19 protein-coding genes are annotated in these 23,518 nt (G+C 41.6%); 12 read left to right on the forward strand and 7 right to left on the reverse strand.

Annotated features, from left to right (window positions below):
* Positions 1-4: 4 nt before the first annotated feature.
* The 7 genes from NSQ36_RS18480 (at position 5) to NSQ36_RS18510 (ending at position 9,596) form a co-directional block, all read left to right on the forward strand.
* Positions 5-1,000, forward strand: coding sequence for a LacI family DNA-binding transcriptional regulator (locus tag NSQ36_RS18480; RefSeq protein WP_309216102.1), 996 nt, complete (start codon positions 5-7; stop codon positions 998-1,000).
* Between the two features lie 172 nt (positions 1,001-1,172).
* Positions 1,173-2,438: an extracellular solute-binding protein gene (locus NSQ36_RS18485; RefSeq protein WP_310026377.1), complete on the forward strand. Its 1,266-nt coding sequence runs from the start codon at positions 1,173-1,175 to the stop codon at positions 2,436-2,438.
* A gap of 138 nt (positions 2,439-2,576) precedes the next feature.
* On the forward strand, positions 2,577-3,815 hold the full coding sequence (locus NSQ36_RS18490) for a sugar ABC transporter permease (RefSeq protein ID WP_080984766.1): 1,239 nt from the start codon (positions 2,577-2,579) through the stop codon (positions 3,813-3,815).
* Position 3,816: 1 nt separating this feature from the next.
* Positions 3,817-4,659, forward strand: a complete 843-nt coding sequence (locus NSQ36_RS18495) for an ABC transporter permease subunit (protein ID WP_003215217.1) — start codon at positions 3,817-3,819, stop codon at positions 4,657-4,659.
* A gap of 11 nt (positions 4,660-4,670) precedes the next feature.
* Complete coding sequence (locus tag NSQ36_RS18500; protein WP_137054148.1) at positions 4,671-5,879, forward strand: glycosyl hydrolase 53 family protein; 1,209 nt, start codon at positions 4,671-4,673, stop codon at positions 5,877-5,879.
* A gap of 23 nt (positions 5,880-5,902) precedes the next feature.
* The gene (locus NSQ36_RS18505) at positions 5,903-7,969 is read left to right on the forward strand and encodes a beta-galactosidase (protein ID WP_339206381.1); all 2,067 of its coding nucleotides are present in this window, start codon (positions 5,903-5,905) and stop codon (positions 7,967-7,969) included.
* 298 nt (positions 7,970-8,267) lie between these two features.
* Positions 8,268-9,596, forward strand: coding sequence for a citrate:proton symporter (locus NSQ36_RS18510; protein ID WP_003214912.1), 1,329 nt, complete (start codon positions 8,268-8,270; stop codon positions 9,594-9,596).
* 45 nt (positions 9,597-9,641) lie between these two features.
* Here NSQ36_RS18510 and NSQ36_RS18515 read toward each other — a convergent pair whose 3' ends face one another.
* From NSQ36_RS18515 to NSQ36_RS18545, 7 genes are all read right to left on the reverse strand, one after another.
* Positions 9,642-10,070 carry a DUF4064 domain-containing protein gene (locus NSQ36_RS18515; protein WP_003214965.1) on the reverse strand — a complete coding sequence of 143 codons (429 nt, stop codon included), beginning with the start codon at positions 10,068-10,070 and terminating at the stop codon, positions 9,642-9,644.
* Between the two features lie 28 nt (positions 10,071-10,098).
* Positions 10,099-11,052, reverse strand: coding sequence for an ABC transporter permease (locus NSQ36_RS18520; RefSeq protein ID WP_310026387.1), 954 nt, complete (start codon positions 11,050-11,052; stop codon positions 10,099-10,101).
* The gene (locus NSQ36_RS18525) at positions 11,049-11,978 is read right to left on the reverse strand and encodes an ABC transporter ATP-binding protein (protein ID WP_080984767.1); all 930 of its coding nucleotides are present in this window, start codon (positions 11,976-11,978) and stop codon (positions 11,049-11,051) included. The genes NSQ36_RS18520 and NSQ36_RS18525 overlap by 4 nt, the downstream gene beginning before the upstream one ends.
* A gap of 326 nt (positions 11,979-12,304) precedes the next feature.
* Positions 12,305-12,643: a zinc ribbon domain-containing protein YjdM gene (locus NSQ36_RS18530; protein WP_003215145.1), complete on the reverse strand. Its 339-nt coding sequence runs from the start codon at positions 12,641-12,643 to the stop codon at positions 12,305-12,307.
* Positions 12,644-12,735: 92 nt separating this feature from the next.
* The gene (locus NSQ36_RS18535) at positions 12,736-13,875 is read right to left on the reverse strand and encodes a glycerate kinase (protein ID WP_339206384.1); all 1,140 of its coding nucleotides are present in this window, start codon (positions 13,873-13,875) and stop codon (positions 12,736-12,738) included.
* A gap of 31 nt (positions 13,876-13,906) precedes the next feature.
* Positions 13,907-15,178, reverse strand: a complete 1,272-nt coding sequence (locus tag NSQ36_RS18540; RefSeq protein WP_339206386.1) for a GntP family permease — start codon at positions 15,176-15,178, stop codon at positions 13,907-13,909.
* Between the two features lie 117 nt (positions 15,179-15,295).
* On the reverse strand, positions 15,296-16,408 hold the full coding sequence (locus NSQ36_RS18545) for a sugar diacid recognition domain-containing protein (protein WP_339206388.1): 1,113 nt from the start codon (positions 16,406-16,408) through the stop codon (positions 15,296-15,298).
* Between the two features lie 161 nt (positions 16,409-16,569).
* Here NSQ36_RS18545 and NSQ36_RS18550 point away from each other — a divergent pair, with 161 nt between their 5' ends.
* The 5 genes from NSQ36_RS18550 to NSQ36_RS18570 all read left to right on the forward strand — a co-directional run bounded on the left by NSQ36_RS18550 (position 16,570) and on the right by NSQ36_RS18570 (position 23,465).
* Positions 16,570-17,220: a TetR/AcrR family transcriptional regulator gene (locus NSQ36_RS18550; RefSeq protein WP_050944607.1), complete on the forward strand. Its 651-nt coding sequence runs from the start codon at positions 16,570-16,572 to the stop codon at positions 17,218-17,220.
* 69 nt (positions 17,221-17,289) lie between these two features.
* Entirely contained in the window at positions 17,290-18,543 is a 1,254-nt protein-coding gene (locus tag NSQ36_RS18555; RefSeq protein ID WP_310425102.1) for an MFS transporter, read from the forward strand.
* A complete protein-coding gene (locus NSQ36_RS18560; RefSeq protein ID WP_339206391.1) occupies positions 18,540-20,867 on the forward strand; it encodes an ABC transporter permease in 2,328 nt (775 codons plus the stop codon). The genes NSQ36_RS18555 and NSQ36_RS18560 overlap by 4 nt, the downstream gene beginning before the upstream one ends.
* Before the next feature lie 13 nt (positions 20,868-20,880).
* Positions 20,881-21,645: an ABC transporter ATP-binding protein gene (locus NSQ36_RS18565; RefSeq protein ID WP_339206393.1), complete on the forward strand. Its 765-nt coding sequence runs from the start codon at positions 20,881-20,883 to the stop codon at positions 21,643-21,645.
* A gap of 641 nt (positions 21,646-22,286) precedes the next feature.
* Positions 22,287-23,465 carry a Rap family tetratricopeptide repeat protein gene (locus tag NSQ36_RS18570; RefSeq protein ID WP_226804505.1) on the forward strand — a complete coding sequence of 393 codons (1,179 nt, stop codon included), beginning with the start codon at positions 22,287-22,289 and terminating at the stop codon, positions 23,463-23,465.
* Positions 23,466-23,518: the final 53 nt, after the last annotated feature.

The raw sequence follows: 23,518 nt of genomic DNA on the forward strand, positions 1-23,518 counted from the left end.
TGATTTGGCAGCTAAAATAAAGGACATTGCTGAAAAAGCTGGATTATCCATTGCGACTGTATCTCGCGTACTGAACCAAGATCCTAACCTATCTGTCACGGATCAAACACGCGAGAAAGTATACGCCGCCGCTGAAGCTTTGTCCTATCAAAAGAAAACATTCAAACATTCATTAAAAAAAATCGCCTTTCTCTATTGGATGACCGAAAAGGAAGAGCTTGAAGATATTTATTTTAAATCCATCCGTCTGGGCATCGAGGAACTTACGAATACTCGGAGTTTAAATGTCACCGCTTACAATCCATCTGATGGGCTTCACTCCATTGATCCTTCTACAGAAGGGATCATTGCCATCGGCCGATTTAAAACGTCAGAGCTTGACCAATTATATGAGATCACCCAGCATATCGTTTTTATTGATACTTCACCAGATGAAGACCGTATTGATTCTGTAAAGCCAAACCTGAAACGAATTGTTGAAAAGATCATCGATTCTTTTATTGAAAAAGAACACACATCCATTGGATTCATTGGCGGCACAGACCTAGATCTGAATACGAATATGCATATTCCAGATATTCGAGAAACGACTTTCCGTGAATATATGATGGCTCACAATGTCCTTGATGAACGATTTGTCTATGTCGGTCACCATTTCTCAGTAGATGAAGGTTATGCGCTGATGATGAAGGCGATTGATGAGCTTGGTGATGACCTGCCTTCCGCTTTTTGTGTCGCTAGTGATCCTCTTGCCATCGGCTGCTTACAAGCATTAAACGAGCGCGGATTTTCTCTGCCGAACCGCGTGAGCGTCTTTAGTATCAACGATATTCATGTGTCTCAATATGTGTCACCACCGCTCACCACGTATCATATCCACACGTCTTTACTTTGTGAAACAGCAGTTGATTTACTGTTAGAAAGACTTGTAGACGGCAGAACATTACCGAAAACTGTGCTGATTGCCTCAGAACCTGTCTTTCGAAAAAGTACGATATAAACAACCGGAAGCCCCATCCAATGTGGAGGGCTTCTTTTCTCTCTACACCAGTAAAAAATTTTACTTAATAAATTTAATAAAATATGTTTACTTTTTTTACTCAAGTTGATATTCTCACATTAAGAAAGCGTTTTCTTATCATCTGTGAAAAAAGAACGAGAGGGGATTACCAATGAAAAAGGGAAAATGGGCGACATTATCAGCAGTCGTTGGGACTGCTGTACTTCTGCTTTCAGCTTGCGGACCGGGAGATGACAATTCAAGCGGAACACAGCCAGCATCTACAGGTACAAAGACCTTACTAGTGTGGGAGGATGTCAAAAAAACTGAGGGGATTCAAGACGCTGTAAAAGAATTCGAAAAACAACATGATGTGAAAATCAAAGTGGTCGAAAAAGCTTATGCCGACCAAATCGAAGCTCTCCGTCTAGATGGAGCAGCTGGGACAGGTCCAGACGTCATCACGATGCCTCACAATCAAATTGGATCAGCTGTCACTGAGGGGCTATTACAAGAAATCAAACCAGATCAAAAAGTGATCGACTCCTTCACAGACGAATCGATTCAATCACAAACGGTAGATGGCAAACTGTATGGTCTGCCAAAATCCGTTGAAACCACTGTCCTTTTTTATAACAAAGATCTTGTCAAAAAGGCACCAACGACACTTGATGGCTGGTATGATCTTTCGAAAAAGCTGACAAAAGACGGAAAGTACGGTTTTGTTGCGAAATGGGATGAAATTTACTATGCACAAAGTGTTTTAGGCGGGTCTGGGGGCTATATTTTCAAGCAGAAAAGCGGCGGCTCTTATGATGTTAATGACATTGGTTTGAACAACGATGGCGCCATCCAAGGCGGAGAATACATTCAAAAATTCTTTAGCGAAGGACTTTTCCCGAAAGGCATCATTGGTGAACAAGGAATCAATGTCCTCAACTCCTTATTTACAGAGAAAAAAGCAGCAGCCGTCATTTCTGGTCCTTGGTCATTTGGTCCATATAAAGAGGCGGGTATTGACTATGGTGTAGCCGAGCTGCCAACACTCCCTAACGGAAAACATATGAGCTCATTCTTAGGTGTAAAAAGCTACAACGTCTCCTCTTATTCTAAAAATAAAGAACTTGCTGAGAAATTTGTTGAATTTATCACGAACGAAAAAAATTCAAAGAAGCGCTTTGAATTAACAGAGGAAATTCCACCAGTGAAAAAACTGATGAAAGATCCAACCATTACGGAAAACGCAAATGCGGATGCTGTTTCTAAACAAACGAAATACGCCACACTGACACCGAACAATCCTGAAATGGAAGAGGTGTGGAAGCCGATTGATAGTGCATTAGGACTGATTGCAACTGGTCGTACAGATGTGAAAAAGGCACTTGATGATGCGGTCAATCAAATCGACTCTCAAATTAAAGCAAATCACTCCAAATAACCATCAAATGCGGGTAGTCTATCAAACTGCCCGTAGTTGATCTAATTTTATATGAAGTAGGTGTTAGACGTGACGGGTAACCTTGAACTAGACCGCACACACATAGTGGAATCAAAGACACACCGGAGACGGGCGCTAATGTTCTCCTTTATACCCGGGATGGGGCAGATATATAACAAACAGTACGGCAAAGGGGCACTCTTTTTCCTGTTCGGCGCCGCTTTTTTGATTGTATTTTATGATTTATTCAATATTGGCTTCTGGGGACTGTTCACACTTGGGACAATGCTGCCTCGTGACAACTCTGTTTTTCTTTTAGCAAAGGGGATTATTGCGCTGTTAACAGCTGGTTTTGGTATCGGCTTTTATGTACTCATGATGCGTGATGCTTTTATGAATGGAAAGAAACGGGATCAAGGGGTACCACTTCATTCCATCCGTGCTCAATATCATCAGCTCATCGATCAAGGCTTTCCTTACTTAATGAGCACTCCTGCTTTCTTTTTACTTCTATTTTCTGTTGTCTTTCCTATTATGTTCAGCTTTGCGCTTGCCTTTACGAACTATGATTTATATCACTCGCCTCCTGCCAATCTGATCGACTGGGTAGGAATCAAGAACTTTCAAAATATCTTTTCCATTGATATTTGGAGAGACACCTTCATTGATGTACTTGGCTGGACCGTCGTATGGACTTTGGCCGCGTCGACCCTTCAATGTGCCCTCGGCATCTTTTTAGCGGTTCTGCTCAATCAGAAGGATTTAAAGGGAAAACGGTTTTTTAGAACCATTTTGATTCTCCCTTGGGCTGTTCCGGGCTTTGTGACCATTTTGGTGTTTGCTGGACTGTTCAATGATACATTTGGGGCCATTAACAATACACTTTTTGCATCGATAGGGATTGATCCAAAACCATGGCTAACAGATCCATTTTGGAGCAAAATTGCCCTCATTGCGATGCAGACTTGGCTTGGATTTCCTTTCGTTTTCATTATGACAACAGGCGTTTTGCAGGCGATTCCCGAGGATTTATATGAGGCTGCGACCATTGATGGAGCCAATTTTTTTCAGAAATTCCGGTCCATCACGTTACCGCTTGTTCTCTATTCCATTGCACCCATCCTCATCACACAATATACGTTTAATTTTAACAACTTTAATATCATCTACTTATTTAATGGCGGGGGACCGCCTGTTGCGGGGTCAACCGCTGGGGGAACGGACATCTTGGTGTCTTGGATTTATAAACTCACGATGCAGTCCTCTCAATATGCACTCGCTGCGGCTGTCACGATTTTACTTTCAATCTTTGTCATCGCCATTGCACTCTGGCAGTTTAAGAGAACGAATTCATTCAAAGAGGAGGACATGATGTGATATGGGATCAAAACAAAACAAGCTCATTCGCCTGAGCATTACTTATTTTATCCTTTTCATTGCCTCCATTTGTATTCTATATCCACTGCTTTGGACGATCGGTGCTTCCTTTAATCCTGGAAACAGCCTTATGAGCACAAGTATGTTTCCGAAGAATCCAACGTTCAGTCACTTTACCGAGCTCTTCTTTGGCCCGGGAGCACTTTATGCAAAATGGTATTGGAACTCCATGAAGATCAGTATTGCCACAATGTTGTTAACGCTGATTCTTGTGAGCTTTACAGGCTATGCCTTTTCTAGATTCCGTTTCAAAGGACGGAAAAATGGGCTGATGCTCTTTTTACTGCTGCAAATGATTCCTCAATTTTCAGCGCTGATTGCGATTTTCGTTTTGGCTCAAATGCTTGGGCTGATTAACAGCCATCTTGCACTGATTTTGATTTATGCAGGCGGACAAATTCCGATGAATACGTATTTAATGAAAGGCTATCTTGATGCGATTCCGAAGGATCTTGATGAATCAGCCAGAATGGACGGCGCAGGGCATTTTCGAATTTTCATCCAAATTATTATGCCGCTTGCTAAACCTATTTTGGCGGTTGTCGCCATCAACTCATTTACAGGACCACTGGGTGATTTCATCATCTCCAGTGTCATTGTCCGCTCACCCGAAATGTATACACTCCCGATCGGTCTGTACAATCTTGTGTCAGACAAAATGGGGGCCAGCTACACGACCTTTGCAGCCGGGGCTTTACTCATTGCGATTCCAGTCGCTTTATTGTTTCTTGTGTTACAAAAACAATTTGTGTCCGGCCTCACACAAGGCGGGACAAAAGGATAAGGGGAGATTTGATGAAGAAATGGATGCTCGTCACGGTTGTCGTTTTCTTTTTGATGGGATTAGGGATTTTACCTGAAGCAAAAGCGGATGCAATTTCCGTTCAGCCGATCAATGGACTGCAAGGTGATTTCATTAAAGGAGCCGATATCTCCATGCTTGCGGAAGTGGAGAGAAGCGGCGGCAGATACTTCGACCAAAATGGAAAACAGGTGGACCCGCTCAAGCTATTAAAGGAAAAAGGCGTCAACTATGTGCGTATTAGACTGTGGAACCACCCATACGACAATCAAGGCCGTGCCTATAATGGCGGGACAAATGATCTCAATACAGCCATCGCTTTATCGAAACGCGCAAAAGCACAAAATATGAAAGTGCTGCTTGATTTTCACTACAGTGATTTCTGGACTGATCCTGGTAAACAGTTCAAACCGAAAGCATGGGCATCTCTTTCACAAAACGATTTAGTAAAAGCGGTTGGCACTTACACAGGGGATGTACTCAAAGCGATGAGAGCCCAAAATGCACTGCCGAACATGGTACAGGTCGGAAACGAATTGAACTCAGGCATGCTGTGGCCGAACGGCAAAAGCTGGGGTGAAGGCGGCGGTGAATTTGACCGGCTCGCCGCTTTGCTAAAGGCTGGCACAAATGCAGTCCGCTCTGTCGATTCAAATATCAAAATTATGCTTCACCTTGCCCATGGTGGGGACAATGGCGCCTCCCGCTGGTGGTTTGATGAAATCAACAAACGAGGCGTCTCATTCGATACGATCGGTCTATCTTATTACCCGTATTGGGACGGCGGATTTAGCGGTCTTACTAACAATATGAATGATATTAGCGTCCGCTATAACAAAGACGTCATCGTGGTAGAAACCGCCTACGGTTTTACAACAGCAAATGGCGACAACCTAGAAAACTCATTTAACCAAGATTCAGTCAATACTGCTGGCTACCCAGCTTCACCTCAAGGCCAGGCATCTTTTATACGAGATCTATCAGAAAAAATTTCACAAGTGAAAAACAATCGCGGGAAAGGGTTCTTTTATTGGGAGCCGCTTTGGATCCCAGCGAAAGGCGCCCCGTGGTCAAGTCAATATGGGCTGGCTTATATCCAAACAACCGGTACGGCCGGAAATGCTTGGGAAAATCAAGCGATGTTTGATTTCAACGGAAAAGCACTGCCTTCTCTAGACGTATTTAAACAAATGACACCGTAATTAAAAGGATAGGACGTGACAAAATGGGAAAGCGTTACCCACTCGTTCACCCCAATGTGAAAGGCTTTTTGCATGGTGGCGATTATAATCCAGATCAATGGCTTCATATGCCGGAGATCATTGACGAAGATTTTCGATTAATGAAGCTTGCACACTGTCAAACATTCTCCATCAACATTTTCGCATGGAGTAAGCTAGAGCCAAAAGAAGGTCAATATGATTTTACATGGCTGGATGACATCATGGACCGCTTGGCAGCACAGGGGGCACACGCCATTCTTGCAACGCCAAGCGGGGCACGACCTGCTTGGCTGTCACAAGCATATCCAGAGGTATTGCGCGTCGAAGCGAACCGTCAGCGTAACTTACATGGACTTCGCCATAATCATTGCTTCACCTCAACGGTTTATAGAGAAAAAACGAATACACTCAATCGTTTGCTCGCTGAACGCTACAAGGATCACCCAGCACTGATCATGTGGCACATTTCGAATGAGTACGGTGGCGAATGTCATTGTGATCTCTGCCAGGAAGCATTTCGAGACTTTTTGAAAGACAAGTACAATCATGACCTTGAAGCTTTGAATCAAGCATGGTGGACAGGATTTTGGAGCCACACGTATAGTGATTGGTCACAAATCGAGTCACCTGCACCGCACGGGGAGCACATGATTCACGGGATGAACCTAGATTGGAAACGCTTTGTCACAGCGCAAACGATCAATTTTTATCAAAATGAAATTGAACCGCTTCGGGAATTGACGCCCCATATTCCAGTGACCACCAACTTTATGGGCGACTACCCGCATATGCGCCCATTTCTTGGACTGGATTATCATCAATTTGCAAAAGAGGTCGACGTAATTTCATGGGATAGCTATCCAGCATGGCATAGCGGCAGGGAAACAACCGCTGAATTAGCGTCAAACGTTGCCTTCGTTCACGACTTATATCGTTCATTAAAGGACGGGCAGCCATTTCTCGTGATGGAGAGTACACCGAGCCTTGTGAACTGGCATGAAGTGAATAAGGTCAAACACAAAGGCATGGCACACCTTTCTGCCATACAGGCGATTGCCCACGGATCAGACTCCGTGCTTTACTTCCAGTGGCGCCAAGGGCGAGGTGCCTCCGAGAAATTCCATGGCGCGGTAGTCGATCATTCCGGACATGAACATACGCGCGTGTTTCAAGAGGTCGCTGATCTAGGGAAACAGCTGGAGCAGCTGCAACCCATCGCGGGGACATCCGTTCAACCAGAAGTCGCCATCATATATGATTGGGAAAACCACTGGGCCATTGATGATGCACAAGGCTTAAATAATACAAACAAACGCTATGTAGAGGCTTGTCAAACTCACTATCGAAGCTTTTGGAAAAAAGGCATTCCTGTTGACATTGTCGGCATGGAAAAGGATTTCTCATCCTATCGGGTGCTCGTTGGTCCAATGCTCTACATGATCAAACCAGGCGTCGCAGAAAAAATCGAAGCCTTTGTCAAAAGGGGCGGCACTTTTATAGCGACATACTGGAGCGGTATGGTCGACGAAAATGACCTCTGTTTCCTCGGCGGTTTCCCCGGTCCTCTCCGCCATGTACTTGGCATCTGGGCTGAGGAAATCAACACATTGATGCCAGATGAACATGTATTAATGACCACAGGGAATGGACGCACCTACCATGTCGGGCAATATTGCGAATCCATACATCCTGAAACGGCCTCTGTGTTAGGACATTTTGAGAACGGCTGCTACGAAGGACAGCCAGCCCTGACTGTCCATCCTTTTGGAGATGGAAAAGCATACTATATGGCTTCCGAAAATGAGGAGATTTTTTATGATGAGTTTTACGAGGAACTCATCGCAGAAATGGAGATACAGCCCGTCCTATCAGCGGTGATTCCAGAGGGAGTCAGTGTACAAAAACGAACAGATGGCACTCAGGAATATGTGTTTATGATGAATTTTACAGAAGAGCAGCAGAACATATCACTAGATTCAGCGGAAAGCTATGAAAATATGCTGACTGATGAGCAGGTGCCAGAGAAGCTTCAGCTTGATCCTTACGAGTACATCATCTTGAAAAAATAATTTAAAAGAAGTGTTCATTCATTGGACGCTTCTTTTTATTTAGATAATTCTAAATACCTATATAAATATATTTATTAGTAGAAATGTATATGAACCTTTATATTTTATCTAAATTTTTTGACATGTTTGATACCGCACCACGAATGGATTCACCATCCTTTTTTACCATTGTATAGGTATGAAAGCGGTTGCCTAATGCTCATATTTTTGATACCCTTTTTTTCAATGCAGCTGTGGGACTGCATTGTGATAAAAAGAGCAAACAAATGTAAACGGTTTATTGTAGGGGGAGGGTCTTATGTTAACGCTTGTTGGATTGTTGATTATTTTAACGATTGTTGTATTGCTGATTTGGGGGAAAGCAAGTCCAATTGTCGCCATGGTCATGGTGCCTTTAATAGGAGCACTGATTGCGGGATTTGGGATAAATGACATTCAAACCTTTTTTGAAGAAGGAATTATCAAAGTATTGCCGGTGGCGACCATGTTTATCTTCGCCATTTTATTTTTCGGCATTTTACAAGATACAGGGTTCTTTGAACCTGTAATTAAAGCATTAATTAAGCTGACAAAAGGAAATGTTGTCACAGTTGCAATGGGAACTGCTTTAATTGGGATCATTGCTCACTTAGATGGAGCAGGGGCTACAACCTTTTTATTAACTGTACCTGCACTGCTGCCACTTTATAAAAAATTACATATGAGTCCTTACTTGCTGCTGTTATTAATTGGGACGAGTGCTGGATTAACCAATATGATTCCTTGGGCTGGTCCGACTGGACGGGCAGCAAGCGTCTTGAATATGGATCCATCTGAACTCTGGGTGCCGCTTATTCCGATCCAGCTCATTGGGGTGGTGCTCGTGTTAGGAATGGCGTTCTTTTTAGGAAAGAGGGAAGAAAAACGAATTCGGGTGAAAATTGCTGCAAACGAAGTAGCTGCTGTTCAACTAGAAGGCGCCGATTGGGATCGTGCCATTCAGTCTATTAGCGAAACAGGTGACGCTTCTTTAAAGCGTTATCATCTCATCTGGGTGAACCTTATTCTATTTGTCTGTGTTGTGGTACTTCTCGTGTTAAACGTAATTCCTGCTAGTTATATGTTTATGATTGGCCTGTCACTAGCACTGTTGATTAACTTTCCGAATGTAAATTTACAGATGGAAAGAATCAAGGCGCACGCACCTAGTGCACTGATGATGGCGGCTGTTATTTTCTCCGCAGGTTCATTTTTAGGAATTCTTGAAGGTACAGGGATGCTGAAAGCCATTGCGGTCGACAGTATTCATATTTTACCAGCTTTCTTACTGCCATTTTTACATATTATTGTCGGGATGCTTGGAGTGCCGCTCGATATGCTGACTAGTACAGACGCCTATTATTACGCCCTTCTGCCAATTGTTGAATCCATTACATCTGAGGTTGGCGTATCTGGTACTTCAGCGGCATATGCCATGATGATTGGGAATATTATCGGAACCTTTGTCAGTCCGCTTGCACCTGCTGTTTGGCTCGCTGTAGGCCTGGCAGGGGTGGATATGGGGAAACATATCCGCTACTCCTTCTTTTGGATGTGGGGATTCAGTATTATCCTTCTGTTCGTGGCGATGCTAATCGGTATCATTTAAAAAAAGAAAGACATGCGTACAACGACGCATGTCTTTTTCTTTGTATTATGAAGGATATTCACTTGTGTGAATGTCTGTATTCGGCTTTCTAATAAGAGACATTAATCCAATGATAAACAATAGAACCATTGGAGCGAATGCAAGACCGATTGTTCCAATTAAAAGAGTCACAGCAGACACCAAGAAAAGAACACCTGAAATCACGGCACGGCGGTCTGTTTTCAAGAGAATAACACCGACAATCGATAGCACTGCTGCAATTCCAGAAACGACCATAAACTGCGTACCAAATGCATTAACTGAAGCTTGAAGCGTTTCAATCGGTAATGTTTCGCCTTCCTCTTGTAGCACTTCATTAATTTCATTATAAAATGATGGACCTACCGAGAGGATTAATGCTCCAAATCCAACACCAATGGCATTGAGGACAATACTAATAATCCCCATAATTTTTTCACCTTTACGACTAATCATGTGTAAACCTCCTAAAAATTTTTAAAATTTAACTGCCTGTTTTCACTTCTCGTTTTTGGAAGACAATTAAGGCAATGGCTAAGAAAATAGCCCAATAGATGACTAGGACGATTAATGAGAATCCTAGAGACATACCTTCGATAAGAGTAACCTGTTCCATAAAGTATTGGGATGGATCGTTTGCAAATAACAAATATTTTGACCAATCAAAGAAGAGCATTAAAATACCTGTAACTGATCCACCCACAATATAAGCTAACACACTAATGGCAATGGAGATAGCTTCGCTTCTAAATACTGTAGAAATGGCGAACGAAAGGGTTCCCAAAACGACAAACATTGCACAATGAGCAAGATAATAATAGATCATATTTGCAAACTGCGAACGTTCAATCACTTCACCATTGTGATACACCAAATTCACATAATCAGTGCTAAGTCCAAAGAAAATAGCACCCAATATGAAGGACAAGATAAATAGCACCACAACAAGTAAAAGAGCATACAGCTGTACTGTAATATATTTAGATATTAGGATCTTTAGCCTTGATGGTGGACGAATCAATAATAATTTGATTGTACCATGCTTGTATTCAGCCGACACAATAGTGGAAGCAATAATGATCACAAACACACCTACTAGCTGAAGTAAATTGGCGTTTGTTTTCACATAATCCCATACACTGTGGCTAAACTGATCAGCTGGCGGCAAGTTATGCTTGATTCGATAATCATTAATAGCGATCTCTTTTTCAAGGCTTCTTTTAAAGAAACCATTCTCTGTCTCTTTGAGCTCTTTCTTGTTCTCCGTATTCATCATTTCTAGCTGGGTTTTCCAATCACCTGAAGCTTGATCTTTGTCATTTGTTTTCACTACAAAGATCAGCGTGGCGATCATACCTAAAACAAGAAGTCCAACCATAATCCAAGTTCCAACACGATAACTGATCTTCATCCACTCGTTTTGAATGAGGCGTATCATACGTCTGCCTCCTTTTTACCTGTTAAGCTTAAGAACTTATCTTCTAAGGTTTGTTTTTCTATTTTGATTTCGTACAAATGAATGGACGCGCCGCTCAAATGACGAATCAATTCCGGCATTTTCTCTTCTGGCAAGGAGAAGAATAAATACTGCTCCTCTTCTCTTACAGTCGTGCCTTCCTCAAATGCGCCGATGAGCTTCTGCGCTTCTGCCAGCTCACCAGATGCGACCTTCATTCGGTAATTGACCAAATCGTCTTGATTCGTCTCTGCACGCTGATCCTCAATCGCAATCAGCTTTCCTTTTTGGATAATCGCAAAACGATCACACATCAGTTCCATTTCTGACATGAGGTGACTTGAAACAATGACAGCTAGCCCTTCTTCCTTTGCAAGCCTTCTCAAGTAATCTCGTATCATGCGAATTCCCTCTGGATCAAGTCCATTGGTCGGCTCATCTAATATCAGTAGTTTCGGTCTATGTATAAGTGCTTGCGCAATGCCTAAACGCTGCTTCATGCCTAATGAAAACGTTCGGACACGCTTATGTTTCACGTGCTGTAAGCTGACCAGCTCTAGCAGCTCATCAATTCGCCCTTCATCCACTTTCCCATTCATTCTGGCAAAGTGAACAAGATTTTGTCTTGCCGTTAAATGATTATACATTTCTGGGTTTTCAATAATGGCACCAACATCTTGGATGGCATGCTGATATGAGGATTGAATACTATGGCCATTAATCAGAATGTCACCAGATGTAATTGGAGAAAGACCGACCATCATACGAATGGTTGTTGTTTTCCCTGCGCCGTTTGGTCCTAAGAAGCCAAAGACTTCGCCCGCTTGGACAGAAAAGCTCAAGTCTTGAACGATCTTTTTCCCGTGAATATGCCTAGATACATTATGCAGTTCTAAAACGTTCGTCACGTTACCTCTCCTTCTTTGTCTAAGTATCATCTATCATCTTATTCCCTGATAAACACCATGATCCGTTAAAAATAGAAGAACACTTCCATATGGTACAGCAATGCCCAAAAGTTGTGAAGGGGATTAGGCAAAATTTAGAGAATCCTCTGCCTTTTTTAAGGTAGGGTTAAGAAAACAACAATCTTTTATGTGAAAAGAGGCTTGATTTTTTTAAAATGAACCTTTTTCAACAGGTATATATGTATGGAATTTTTTTTAAGATTATTCCTTTCACCTATGAATAAAGAAATGAAAAAGAGGCCTCTACTGACAGCCTCCTTTCGTTATTATACCTTTTTCACAAACTCTGATTTTAACTTCATTGCGCCAAAGCTAGGAATTTTACAATCAATGTTATGATCGCCTTCCACTAAACGAATGCCTTTGACCTTCGTTCCTATTTTTAAAACGGAAGAAGAGCCTTTTACTTTTAAATCTTTAATGACAGTGACCGTATCCCCATCACTTAATAGATTTCCATTCGCATCTTTGACCACAAGCTGCTCCTCTGCCGCTTGTTCTTGTTCAAGTGACCATTCATGCGCACATTCAGGACAAACCAGCAGACTGCCATCCTCATAAGTATACGTTGAACTGCATGAAGGACAATTTGGTAGATTAGACATTTGTGTTTCCTCCAACTTTCTATAGCATTTCATACAATTTTACCACATTTCTATAGAAAGAATGTGATAGAAAAGGAAACATTTTTCATCGTTTACTTATTTCTTCCAATTGATATAGCAGCCGCAATATTTCGAGCGGTTCTTTCTACATGAATAGCCCCATCTCTCATTGCCTCAGAAAGAGAAGTTATACCTGGAACGATACTAAAAAGTGCATCAATGCCATGCTCATGTACGACAGCACTGTCTTTTGAGAGGGAGCCCGCGATACCAATCACAGGCAGGTGATACTGCTTTGCTGCTTTGGCTACACCGATTGGGGTTTTTCCATAAATGGTCTGCTGGTCAATTCGGCCTTCCCCAGTAATGACTAGGTCTGCCTCCTTGATGACATCATCAAACTGAACAGCCTTCAGCACAATGTCAATTCCTCTTTGCAAATCGGCGTGTAAAAAGCCTAATAAACTCGCACCAAGTCCTCCTGCCGCTCCTGCCCCCGCTGCATCTTCAAAGGATACAGTAAACTGCTTTTCTGCTATGTGAGCAAAATGAGCTAAATTCTTGTCTAACACTTGAACCATTTCTTCATCTGCACCTTTTTGAGGACCAAATACGACAGACGCTCCTCTCTTACCTGTTAAAGGATTATCCACATCACAGGCTGCCTCCAGCCGAACGGATTGCAGTCTTGGGTCAAGTCCAGATAGATCAATAGAAGCTAGTTGATGAAGGGCTCCACCGCCTGGCGATAGCTCCTGTCCTGCTTGATCAAGAAAAGCCGCACCTAATCCTTGCATCATCCCAACGCCGCCATCATTTGTTGCACTTCCGCCAAGCCCAATGATGACATGCTTTGCTCCTTGATCTAGTGCCGCAAGCATTAATTCCCCAGTTCCTTTCGATGTCGTAAGTAACGGATTGCGTTTTTCTTGCGGAACAAGGTGTAACCCAGAGGCTGCGGCCATCTCTATAACGGCCGTCTCACCGTCTCCTAACATGCCAAAAAAGGCATCGACAGGGTCACCAAGCGGGCCTGTGACTACTTGATTGATCATGTACCCGCCGGTCGCATCAACTAGTGATTGAACAGTTCCCTCTCCTCCATCTGCCATGGGAAGTTTAATATATTCAGCGTCTGACAAAATCGCATGAAATCCTCGTTCGATGGCACATGCTACCTCATATGCAGATAAACTTTCTTTAAATGAATCTGGTGCAATCACAATTTTCATCCTAAAGTCCCTCGTTTCTTATCAAATGTCATCAGCCAAACAACTGAAAAACGCCGAAAATAATGGTCGACACGACAGTTAATGTCAAACCAATTAACGATTCAAAAGGCATGAGTTTCAACCGCTCTTTGATGTCCATTTGAACACTTCCTGCTGTTGCATGGAAAAAGCTCCCATGCGGCATATGATCAAGCACAGTTGCACCAGCATGAATCATGGCTGCTCCTGAAAGAGCCGATACACCAAGCCCAATGAGTGTACCGCTAAATACGCCACTCGCTACCGCCGTTCCTGCTGTTGTCGAAGCAGTGGCGGCTGACATAAATATCCCTGAAGCTGGTGCAAGTAAATACGGTGGTAATCCCGAAGCATCGAGTGCTTGAATAAACACATCTTTTAAGGAAGAATTTGATACAATTCCTGCTAGTGTGCCTGTCCCTAATAACATAATCGCTACACCCGACATTTTATGAAGCCCTGACATCGCATAATCATTGAGAAACTTCCCTTTTTTCATGAAAAGAGCGCCTATAATGCCTCCGATCGGTAAGGCGATCATTGGGTCTATATTGATTTGAAAAAGCGGTCTTAAAGCCAACAATAAAATGGTGACAAGCGGACCCGTAAGTGCTTGAAAAAAAGCTGGCTCTTCAACTTTGCTTAACGCGGTTTCCTCTTCAAGAACAGGTGTCCCTTTTTTTGCAAGCTTTTTAGCTAACACATATGTAACAGCCAATCCAAACACAGCCGGAATGACACCCGCAGCCATCATTGAAGTAAGCGGTACACCAAAAGCATCAGAAGCGGCAATGGCATTTGGATTCGGTGACATGATATTCCCTGCCTTCCCGCCTCCAATCATGGCGAGTAAAATCCCCGTTTTTGACAGCTTTGCCCGTTTGGCAATGGCAAGTGCGATAGGCGCTACCGTGATAACAGCAACATCTACAAAAACACCCACTGTTGTTAAAATCATGGTTGCCAGTGCAAGTGCTAATAACGCCCTCGCCTCTCCAAGCTTCTTCACGATCGCCTCGGCGATAGATAAAGCTGCACCCGACTCAATTAAAACGCCAGCCAAGACACCTGCCGCCATAATTCTGAGGACAGCTGGAATCATATCCTTAGCGCCTTCCATCATGACGTTGACGGTCTGAACAATATCTACACCGCCTACCAAGCCGCCTATGAAAGCACCTGCCAGCATGCCATATGCAGGTGATACTTTTTTTAGAATAAGAACAATCGCAACCACAAGTGCCGTCATGGCTCCTAGTGTACTTACTGTCACATCTCCACTCATTTTCGATCCCCCCAAAATGTCTTTCTTAAATTGTAAGCGTTTACTAACTGGGATCGGGTTGTGAATCTAGATGAACTTTTTTCATTTATTCCTTTATTCAATTGTGCATATGCACAATTAAGATAGTTGACTCATCAACTGCGCCATATAAAGCTCCATCAACTGTTTCACATGACGGGGATCTTTTCCAGTCAAAGCTTGTATTTTATCTAAACGATATCGCAATGTATTCCTGTGAATAAATAAACGATCAACAATTCTTTGTAAATCACCGCCTTCTTTAATGTAAATTCTTAATGTGTGGGCAAGCTCCGCTTCTTGTATTATTGGCTTGTAAAAGTCAACCCAACTACTGTTTTCTTCAACAGCTCCTGCAGTAATCAATAGCCTTTCCAGCTGATAAGATTCAAAAAAATAAATACTTTCCTTCGGATCAAGAGCCTTCCCCAACCTCAAGGAATCTCTTGCGTGCTCAAAGGACAATGACAGCTGGCTTATGTTGGCGGCGACAGTCCCTATCCCCACCAGCACCTGGCCTCCTACTGCTTTTTCCATTGTTCTTTGCAGCTGCCCAACCACATGCTTTAAAAAATGATCAGAAATCGGCTGCCTTAAAAGAACCAATTCATGACGAAAGGTCATGCCAAGCAAATCATCCACATTCTTATCGTATTGAATCGCATGAATCATTTTATGCACAGCGTCTTCTGAGGATGGAACTGGCTGAAAAATGATGGCCATTCGGCGTTTATCTAAATCCATTCCCAGCCATGCAGCTCGGTTCTTTAGCTGATGATCACCAACGTCCGAATCAGAAATTAACTGATTGACAATTTCACTCTCTATTCGCTGCCGCCACTGAACTCGTTCAAGCAGAAAAGACTGCTCTAACACCAGCTCAGCCGCCATTTTCACCAGCTCGGCATGATGCCGAATGTCCTCTGGCTCACCAGTAATGCCAATCACACCAACTACTTGTTCACGAAAGCAAATAGGCAAATTGATTCCTGGTCTCACTCCTTCTAAGTGTAAGGACGCCTCGTGGTCAATTTCCACACTGTCCCCGCTTGTCAGAACAAGTCGTGCACCATCATGTTTCTGACCAATCCTGTTTCGTTCACCAGAACCAATGATGACACCATCCGCATTCATCACATTGATGTTTTTATCTAAAATACGCATCGTACGTTCAACCATTTCTTGTGCCAATTCAGTGGTTAAAAATTGCATGAGGCATCTCTCCTGAAGGTATTTTCATTCAATGTATCATAGTGTCATTGCACAATAAATGCAAAGTGTTTAAAAATGAGGCATTGACAAAGATACATTGAAAAGTGTTTAATCAAATCAAGAGACCGACCGACAGTCTAGTCAAAAGAAAGGATGGCTTTATGAGAACAGTTAAACATCCTGAAGAACGTAAAAATGACATCTTAAACGCAGCCGAAGAGCTTTTTTCTACCAAAGGCTATCAGCAAACAACGATTATCGACATTCTGAAAGCTGTTGGCATTGCAAAAGGCACTTTTTATTATTACTTTTCATCCAAAGAAGAAGTGATGGATGCCATTATTGACAGGATTATCAAAGCAGATATCATCGTGGCGAAGCGTATTGCGGCTGAGCCAGACCTTCCAGTCGTCGACAAACTATTTCGCATTATCATGGCGCAATCGCCTCAGCAAGGAAGCAATAAACAGGGCATGATTGAACAATTCCATCAGCCTTCTAATGCAGAGATGCACCAAAAAAGCTTAATCAAAGCGATTAAAGAACTATCACCCGTTTTAGCTGATGTCATTCAGCAAGGGGTGGAAGAAGGGACATTCAAAACAAAGTACCCGCAAGAAACGGTGGAATTCCTTCTTGCTTCTGCACAGGTCATATTTGATGAGGGCCTTTTTCAATGGACAGCCGAAGAGAGTATGCAGCGCGCGCTAGCTTTTATCGATATCCTCGAATCCTCATTACATGCAGAAAAGGGGAGCTTCTCCTTTCTTCTGAAACGTTTATCTGGAGAACTTGATGAACATAATCAGTGATTGGTCACTTCAATACCAATCCTGCATACACTATAGACTGACGGTCGGTCTAGAAGGAGAGTGGTACCCATGGCTTTATTATCTAAAAGAGGTTCATCCCACTTTATTTACCTCGTGCTTGGACAGATTATTTCCGTTTTTGGGTCTTCCTTAATTCGGTTTGTTCTATCTTTACACGTGCTGGATATGACTCAGCGTGTTGACTTATATGCCTTACTGTTCGCTTTATCCAATGTCCCGCTCCTTCTTTCCCCCTTAGCAGGCGCAATCGCTGACCGGTTTAACAGAAGGAACTTGATGATTTTATTTGATGTTCTCACCGGCATCATGATTCTGGCTTTTTATTTTTGGTTATTCTCAGGCAATGATTCACTCTTTATGATCGGAGCGGTCATGGTGCTTCTTGGTGTGATGAGTACGTTCTATGCTCCCGCTGTGATGTCGAGCATTCCACAGTTAGTAAAACAGGAACAATTAGAACAAGCAAACGGGATCGTCAATGGCGTGCAGGCACTTTCAGGTGTTCTCGCTCCTATTATCGGCGGGGTTCTGTACGGACTGATTGGAAGTCAATCCATTATAGGTGCCAGTGCCATCGTGTTTTTTCTATCAGCATGCATGCTTTTACGGTTAAACATATCCTTCTCACCTAGCCCCCTAACGGAAACTATGGGCAAAGTGCTTGTAAAAGATATGAAACAGGGATTTTCCTATATTGGCAGTCAGCCATTTTTAAAAAGAGCCATGTTGCTTGCTGCAATGTTAAATTTCATCCTCACGCCCTTTTTTATCGTAGGTGGTCCAATCATTTTAAGGGTCACAATGAAAAGCAGTGACATCATGTATGGTGTAGGCATGGGCTTGATTGAGTTCGCTGTCATCGCAGGAGCTCTGCTAGTTGGACTTGTAGCAAAGCATTGGCGCATCCCTACTTTATATCGCTGGCTGATCGTCATCGCGATCATCTTGCTACCTGTGGCATTCTCTACATCCAACACAGCTCTTCAATTTGGCACTTATCCAGCTTATTTTCTCTTTCTAGCAGGATGTCTTCCGATTGCTATGCTGCTTACATTGATTTCAATCGTTGTGATTTCACATGTTCAAAAGAAAACGCCAAATAGTCAATTAGGAAAAGTGATGGCCAATCTGACAATGGTTTCTCAATGTGCTGCCCCGCTTGGTCAAATGATGTATGGGTTCTTGTTCAATACGTTTTCAGCAAACATGTATGTGACAGTACTAATAGTCAGTACTTTCATGTTTGCCCTTGCCTATTTAACAAAAAATATGCTGCAACATGAAGGAGAATCAGCCTCATGAGACTGACGTTTATAAAGAAGGACTTAACCCGCCACCGTCTCATTTCCATCGGTTTAACCATATGCATTATGATGACATCATTTCTAGCAACAAGCGCCGCTCAAATGACAGTACAACTGAATGGCTCCATTTCTAATCTGCTCCATTCAGCCAAGGCACCAGACTTTGTCCAAATGCATGACGGCAGCCTAAAGGAAAAAGATATTGAGGCATTCTCAAGCAAGCAGTCCATGGTAAAAGCACATCAAATCGTCCCAATGATTCCAATTGAACATGCAAATATCAAGTTCGGAAACGAACCCGCCAAAGCAGGTGTGATGGATCATTTATTTGTGAAACAAAATCGTTATTTTGATTTTCTTTTAAATGAACAAAATGAAAAGCTCACTGTCAGTAAAGGTGAAGTGGCTGTCCCTATCTATTTTCAGCAAAGATATCATCTCAAAATAGGAGAAACGTTACTGATTGGGAAAGGGTCTAATCAATTCTCTTTCCGTATTAAAGCATTCTTGCGAGATGCACAAATGAACCCCAGTCTTGTTAGTTCGAAAAGATTCCTTCTTCATCACAAGGATTGGGACGCAATGAATCAAGTGTTTCATAAAAAGGAATATTTAATTGAATTTTTACTGCATGATGCCGCGCAGGCAGATGCCTTTCAAGCAATCTACCAGTCATCACAGCTTCCACAACAAGGTCCAGCTGTCACATTACCTTTGCTGCGTATGCTGAACGCATTGACAGATGGAATGGTGATTGCCATTCTCCTACTTGTTTGCATGTTGCTCATCGGTATAGCTCTTCTCTCTCTTCATCTTGCTATGACGGCTTCTATAGAAGAGGACGAACGTGAAATTGGAATATTGAAGGTGCTTGGGATTCCTTTAACAAAAATCAAGCAATTATACGTTGGAAAGTATGCCTTCCTTGCTGGTATAGGGTGTATAGCAGGATATGGGTTAACTCTTATATTTGGTGATATGTTTACAGCCAATATTCAGCGATACATGGGGAATCAGCCTTCTTTTACTTATTGGTTCATCCCGCTTTGTGTTTCTATTGTGATGGCAATGATCATCATTTCTTGCAGCTATACTGTCCTAAGAAAGTTTGGTCGAGTATCAGCCGCTCAAGCACTTCAAGGTAGCGTCATTTCAACGAATGATAAAAAACAAATACCCTTGCATCTCAAGAAAAACAGGTTCATATCAGTCAATATTTGGCTTGGTTTAAAAGATCTGTTATCACGAAAGAAGTTGTACACAACGATTACTTGTATTATGGCCCTTTGTACATTTTTGATGTTGCTGCCTATTCAGCTATGGTACACCTTACAATCGCCGGATTTCATCACATATCTTGGCTCTGGTCAAAGTGACCTTCGAATTGATATACGACAAGGAAATCATCTAGAGGAAAATACTAATAAAATAGAATCAATGATCCGTGAAGATCGAGATATTCATGCATTAGCCATATATGAAACAACTTCTCTTCAGGCAAAATCAAAGGAGAATTCATTAGAAACACTCTATTTAGAAACAGGTAATCTCTCAGCATTTCCTCTCACCTATTTACAAGGGCGACAGCCTTTAAAGAATAAAGAAATTGCCTTATCAGTGCTCAGCTCAGATTCACTTCAGAAAAAGGTTGGAGAAAAAATTACTCTCGTAACAAACGGGCAGGAAATTCAAAAAACTGTGACTGGCATTTATCAGGATGTCACCAACGGCGGGAAAACAGCAAAAGCAATATCACAGCCATTTCCTCAAACAGCTCTTTGGAAAACTATTCAAATCCAACTAAACCAAGGAGTAGAAATTGCGAAGAAAAAGACAGTATTTGAAAAAGAGATATCTCCTGCAAAAGTGACAGATATGAAAGATTACGTTCATCAAACAATCGGCAGCACAGCATCTTTAGTAAAAGTCGTTGCATTTTTGTCTACATTAGCTGCTTTTGGAACCGCCAGTTTGATGTTATTCATGTTTCTGCACATGTTAAAAGCAAAAGATTCAAGCCGAAACCATTTATTACGAACGATTGGATTTTCTAAAAAAGATGTAACAGTACAATATATCACAAGTTTTATCGTCGTTATCTTTTTGGGCACATTTATTGGCACGATCGCTGTCCACACGATTGGACCAGCTTTAATGAGTGTAGGTGGAGCATCCTTAGGGGCATCAAGCCTCCAGTGGCTGGCACCACAATGGGTGTCAGTTGTGTACCCAATCACACTATTGATTGTCAGCTTAGCTTTAACTGCTTCGTTATTGAAGACGTTTTTTACTAGTCAAACTACACGTCATACACTTTCATAAGGAGATGTTTCACATGGAACACTTGATTGAAACAAAGCGATTATCTTTGCAAATTGATTCTTTAAAAGGACAGAAACAAATCATTCTTAAAGATATCCATTTATCGATAAATCCCGGGGAATTTATGACCATTATGGGACCTTCCGGATGCGGGAAAACCTCCTTGCTTTATCAGCTTAGCGGGATAGAATCAGCCTCAACAGGAGAGATCAAATATAAAGGCAGTTTATTATCAGAAATGACAGATAAACAGTTAACTGCTCTGCGTTTAACAGATATGGGATTTGTCTTTCAACACAGCCACTTACTAAAAAATCTTACTCTATTTGATAACATCATTGCTGCAGCTTACTTAACAAAGAAAAAGCCAAGAAAAGAAGTGAATGAGCGAGCTAGATATTTAATGGAGAAACTTCATATTGATCATTTAGCAGATAGATATTTGTCAGAAGTATCAGGAGGTCAGCTTCAAAGAGCCTCTATCTGTCGAGCACTTATGAATGAACCAGACATTCTTTTCGCTGATGAACCAACAGGTGCTCTTAACTCCCATGCAACGAAGGAAGTGATGAATATATTTTCGAAAATCCATTCTGAAGGAGCGACACTACTGCTTGTCACACATGACCCAAAGGTTGCTCTTCGTTCTGAAAGAATCATGTTTATGAATGACGGAGAAATAACGGCTAGCTTACATTTAGGGAGATATGATGATGAGTCAACTGCCGAGAAACGGGAGACCAGATTAAATCAATGGCTTCAAGATTTAGGGTTTTAAGTTGGAATAAAACAGGCAGCCTTTCTGCCTGTTTTACTTTTCCTGGCACTCAAATGAATAATCCATAGACAAACTATTAGTCTCTAGTATGATTTTGCCGCCTACTTGTTGACAAGATTCTGTCAGCAATTCGATTTCTTTGCTATAAAAGTATCTCTTTGACATATACAGAGTCACTAAAACCAGTAACAGCGTCGCCATAATCACTGTGATTTGCCAATTTAAGTTTTTAAATCTTTTTTTCATATCAACATCCTTTCCAACAGACTAATTTTTGTCTGCTTCTATCCGTTTCTATTCCAAATTTGATCTAGCATCATCATAACTGATTTTCTTTAATAGATCGACCTTCCAACTTACTCACCGATTAACTAAAATCTCTTTATTTGTAATATACCAGTGATATTTTTGATCATAATCATAAAATCCATTGTATATATTTCTTTTTTAGACGATTAAAAAAAGATTTTAATCATTTGTATAAACATTCAATCACCATTACAATTTCGTACATCACATGACCATAGGTCCTTTTTATTACCTCTTGGCAATCACCTCACAGAAATGATTATATTCTTCCAAAAATTGTGATATCGTTTTTTAGTGAAACAGGTGAAAGGATCTTAAAGAGGTGAAATTTCATGGCTATCATTTCTGCTGAACAGGTGGGGAACCGTTTAAATGATTGGCGAATTGCGATTCGCAAACATGATGTACAAAGTGCTAACGCAATGTACACAGAATTAAAGCAATTGCTTCAAGAAATGGAAGAGAATCAGGAGGTATTGACTTATTATTCATTGCTAGAAGGCAAGTATAAACTCATGATATATGAACGAAGAGGTAAAAAACTGAATGAACAGACAGAGCTAGATTGTCCCTCTAAAACAAACGACTTAATTGAATACTATTTTTACCTATACAAAGCCCTTTACGCTTCATATAACAGAGACTATGCATCAGCCATTGGACTGTTTAAAATTGCCGAGAAAAAACTGCAAAACATTCCGGATGAAATAGAAGTAGCTGAATTCCATACGAAAATCGCAAACTTATATATGCTACTTCGTCAAAGCCTAATTTCTCTTCACTATATTCAGAATGCTATAGATATTTTCAAAAGTCATGAAGGATATGAAAGAAGATTAGCGACAGCCATTGTCATCGCCGCTGCTAATTATATGGATATTGGCGACTTCACAAGAGCAGAAAACTACTACAAAAAAGCATTACACATCGCTGACAATCTAAATGATCATTTTCTAACTTCACAGCTTTTTCATAATATCAGTATTCTGTATGCCGAAGCTGGAGAATCGAAAAAATGTATCGATGCTCTAGAAAAGGCTCTAAGTGATGAAAACTACCTCTCATCGTGCTATTTCCATCACACCATGTTTATGTTAGTCAAAGAGCTGCTCTCTATTGATGAAAGAACACAAGCTCTCTATTACTTCGAATTGGTCAACCAAAAACACGAATCAGAGAAATGCCCCATCTATACAGCAAAAATGAATTTGCTTTACCATCTATATTTTACTGAGGATATGTCTCAAAAAGCTCAAGCCTGTTTCGAGGAAATCAGCATTCTAAAAGAATTAAAGGATGCTGAAGGTGCCTGTGAATTAAGTGCACTAGCTGCAAAACACTTTGAAGATTTAGGTGCCATTCATCAAGCCTATCTCTTTTTGAAGGAAGCCTATCACATGAACCATCCTATATTTGAATGGAGGAATTCTAATGAAAAAAATGAGTTTATTGATCCTTGCTTTAACCATCGTTGTTTTCGGACAAACAGTGTCTTTCAATTCGTTAAATGAGACGAATCCTGGCACAACAGAACGACCTATCGGAACTTAATATAAAAATTGAT

This window comes from Bacillus sp. FSL W8-1143 (assembly GCF_037965155.1).
Lineage (GTDB): Bacteria > Bacillota > Bacilli > Bacillales > Bacillaceae > Bacillus > Bacillus pumilus.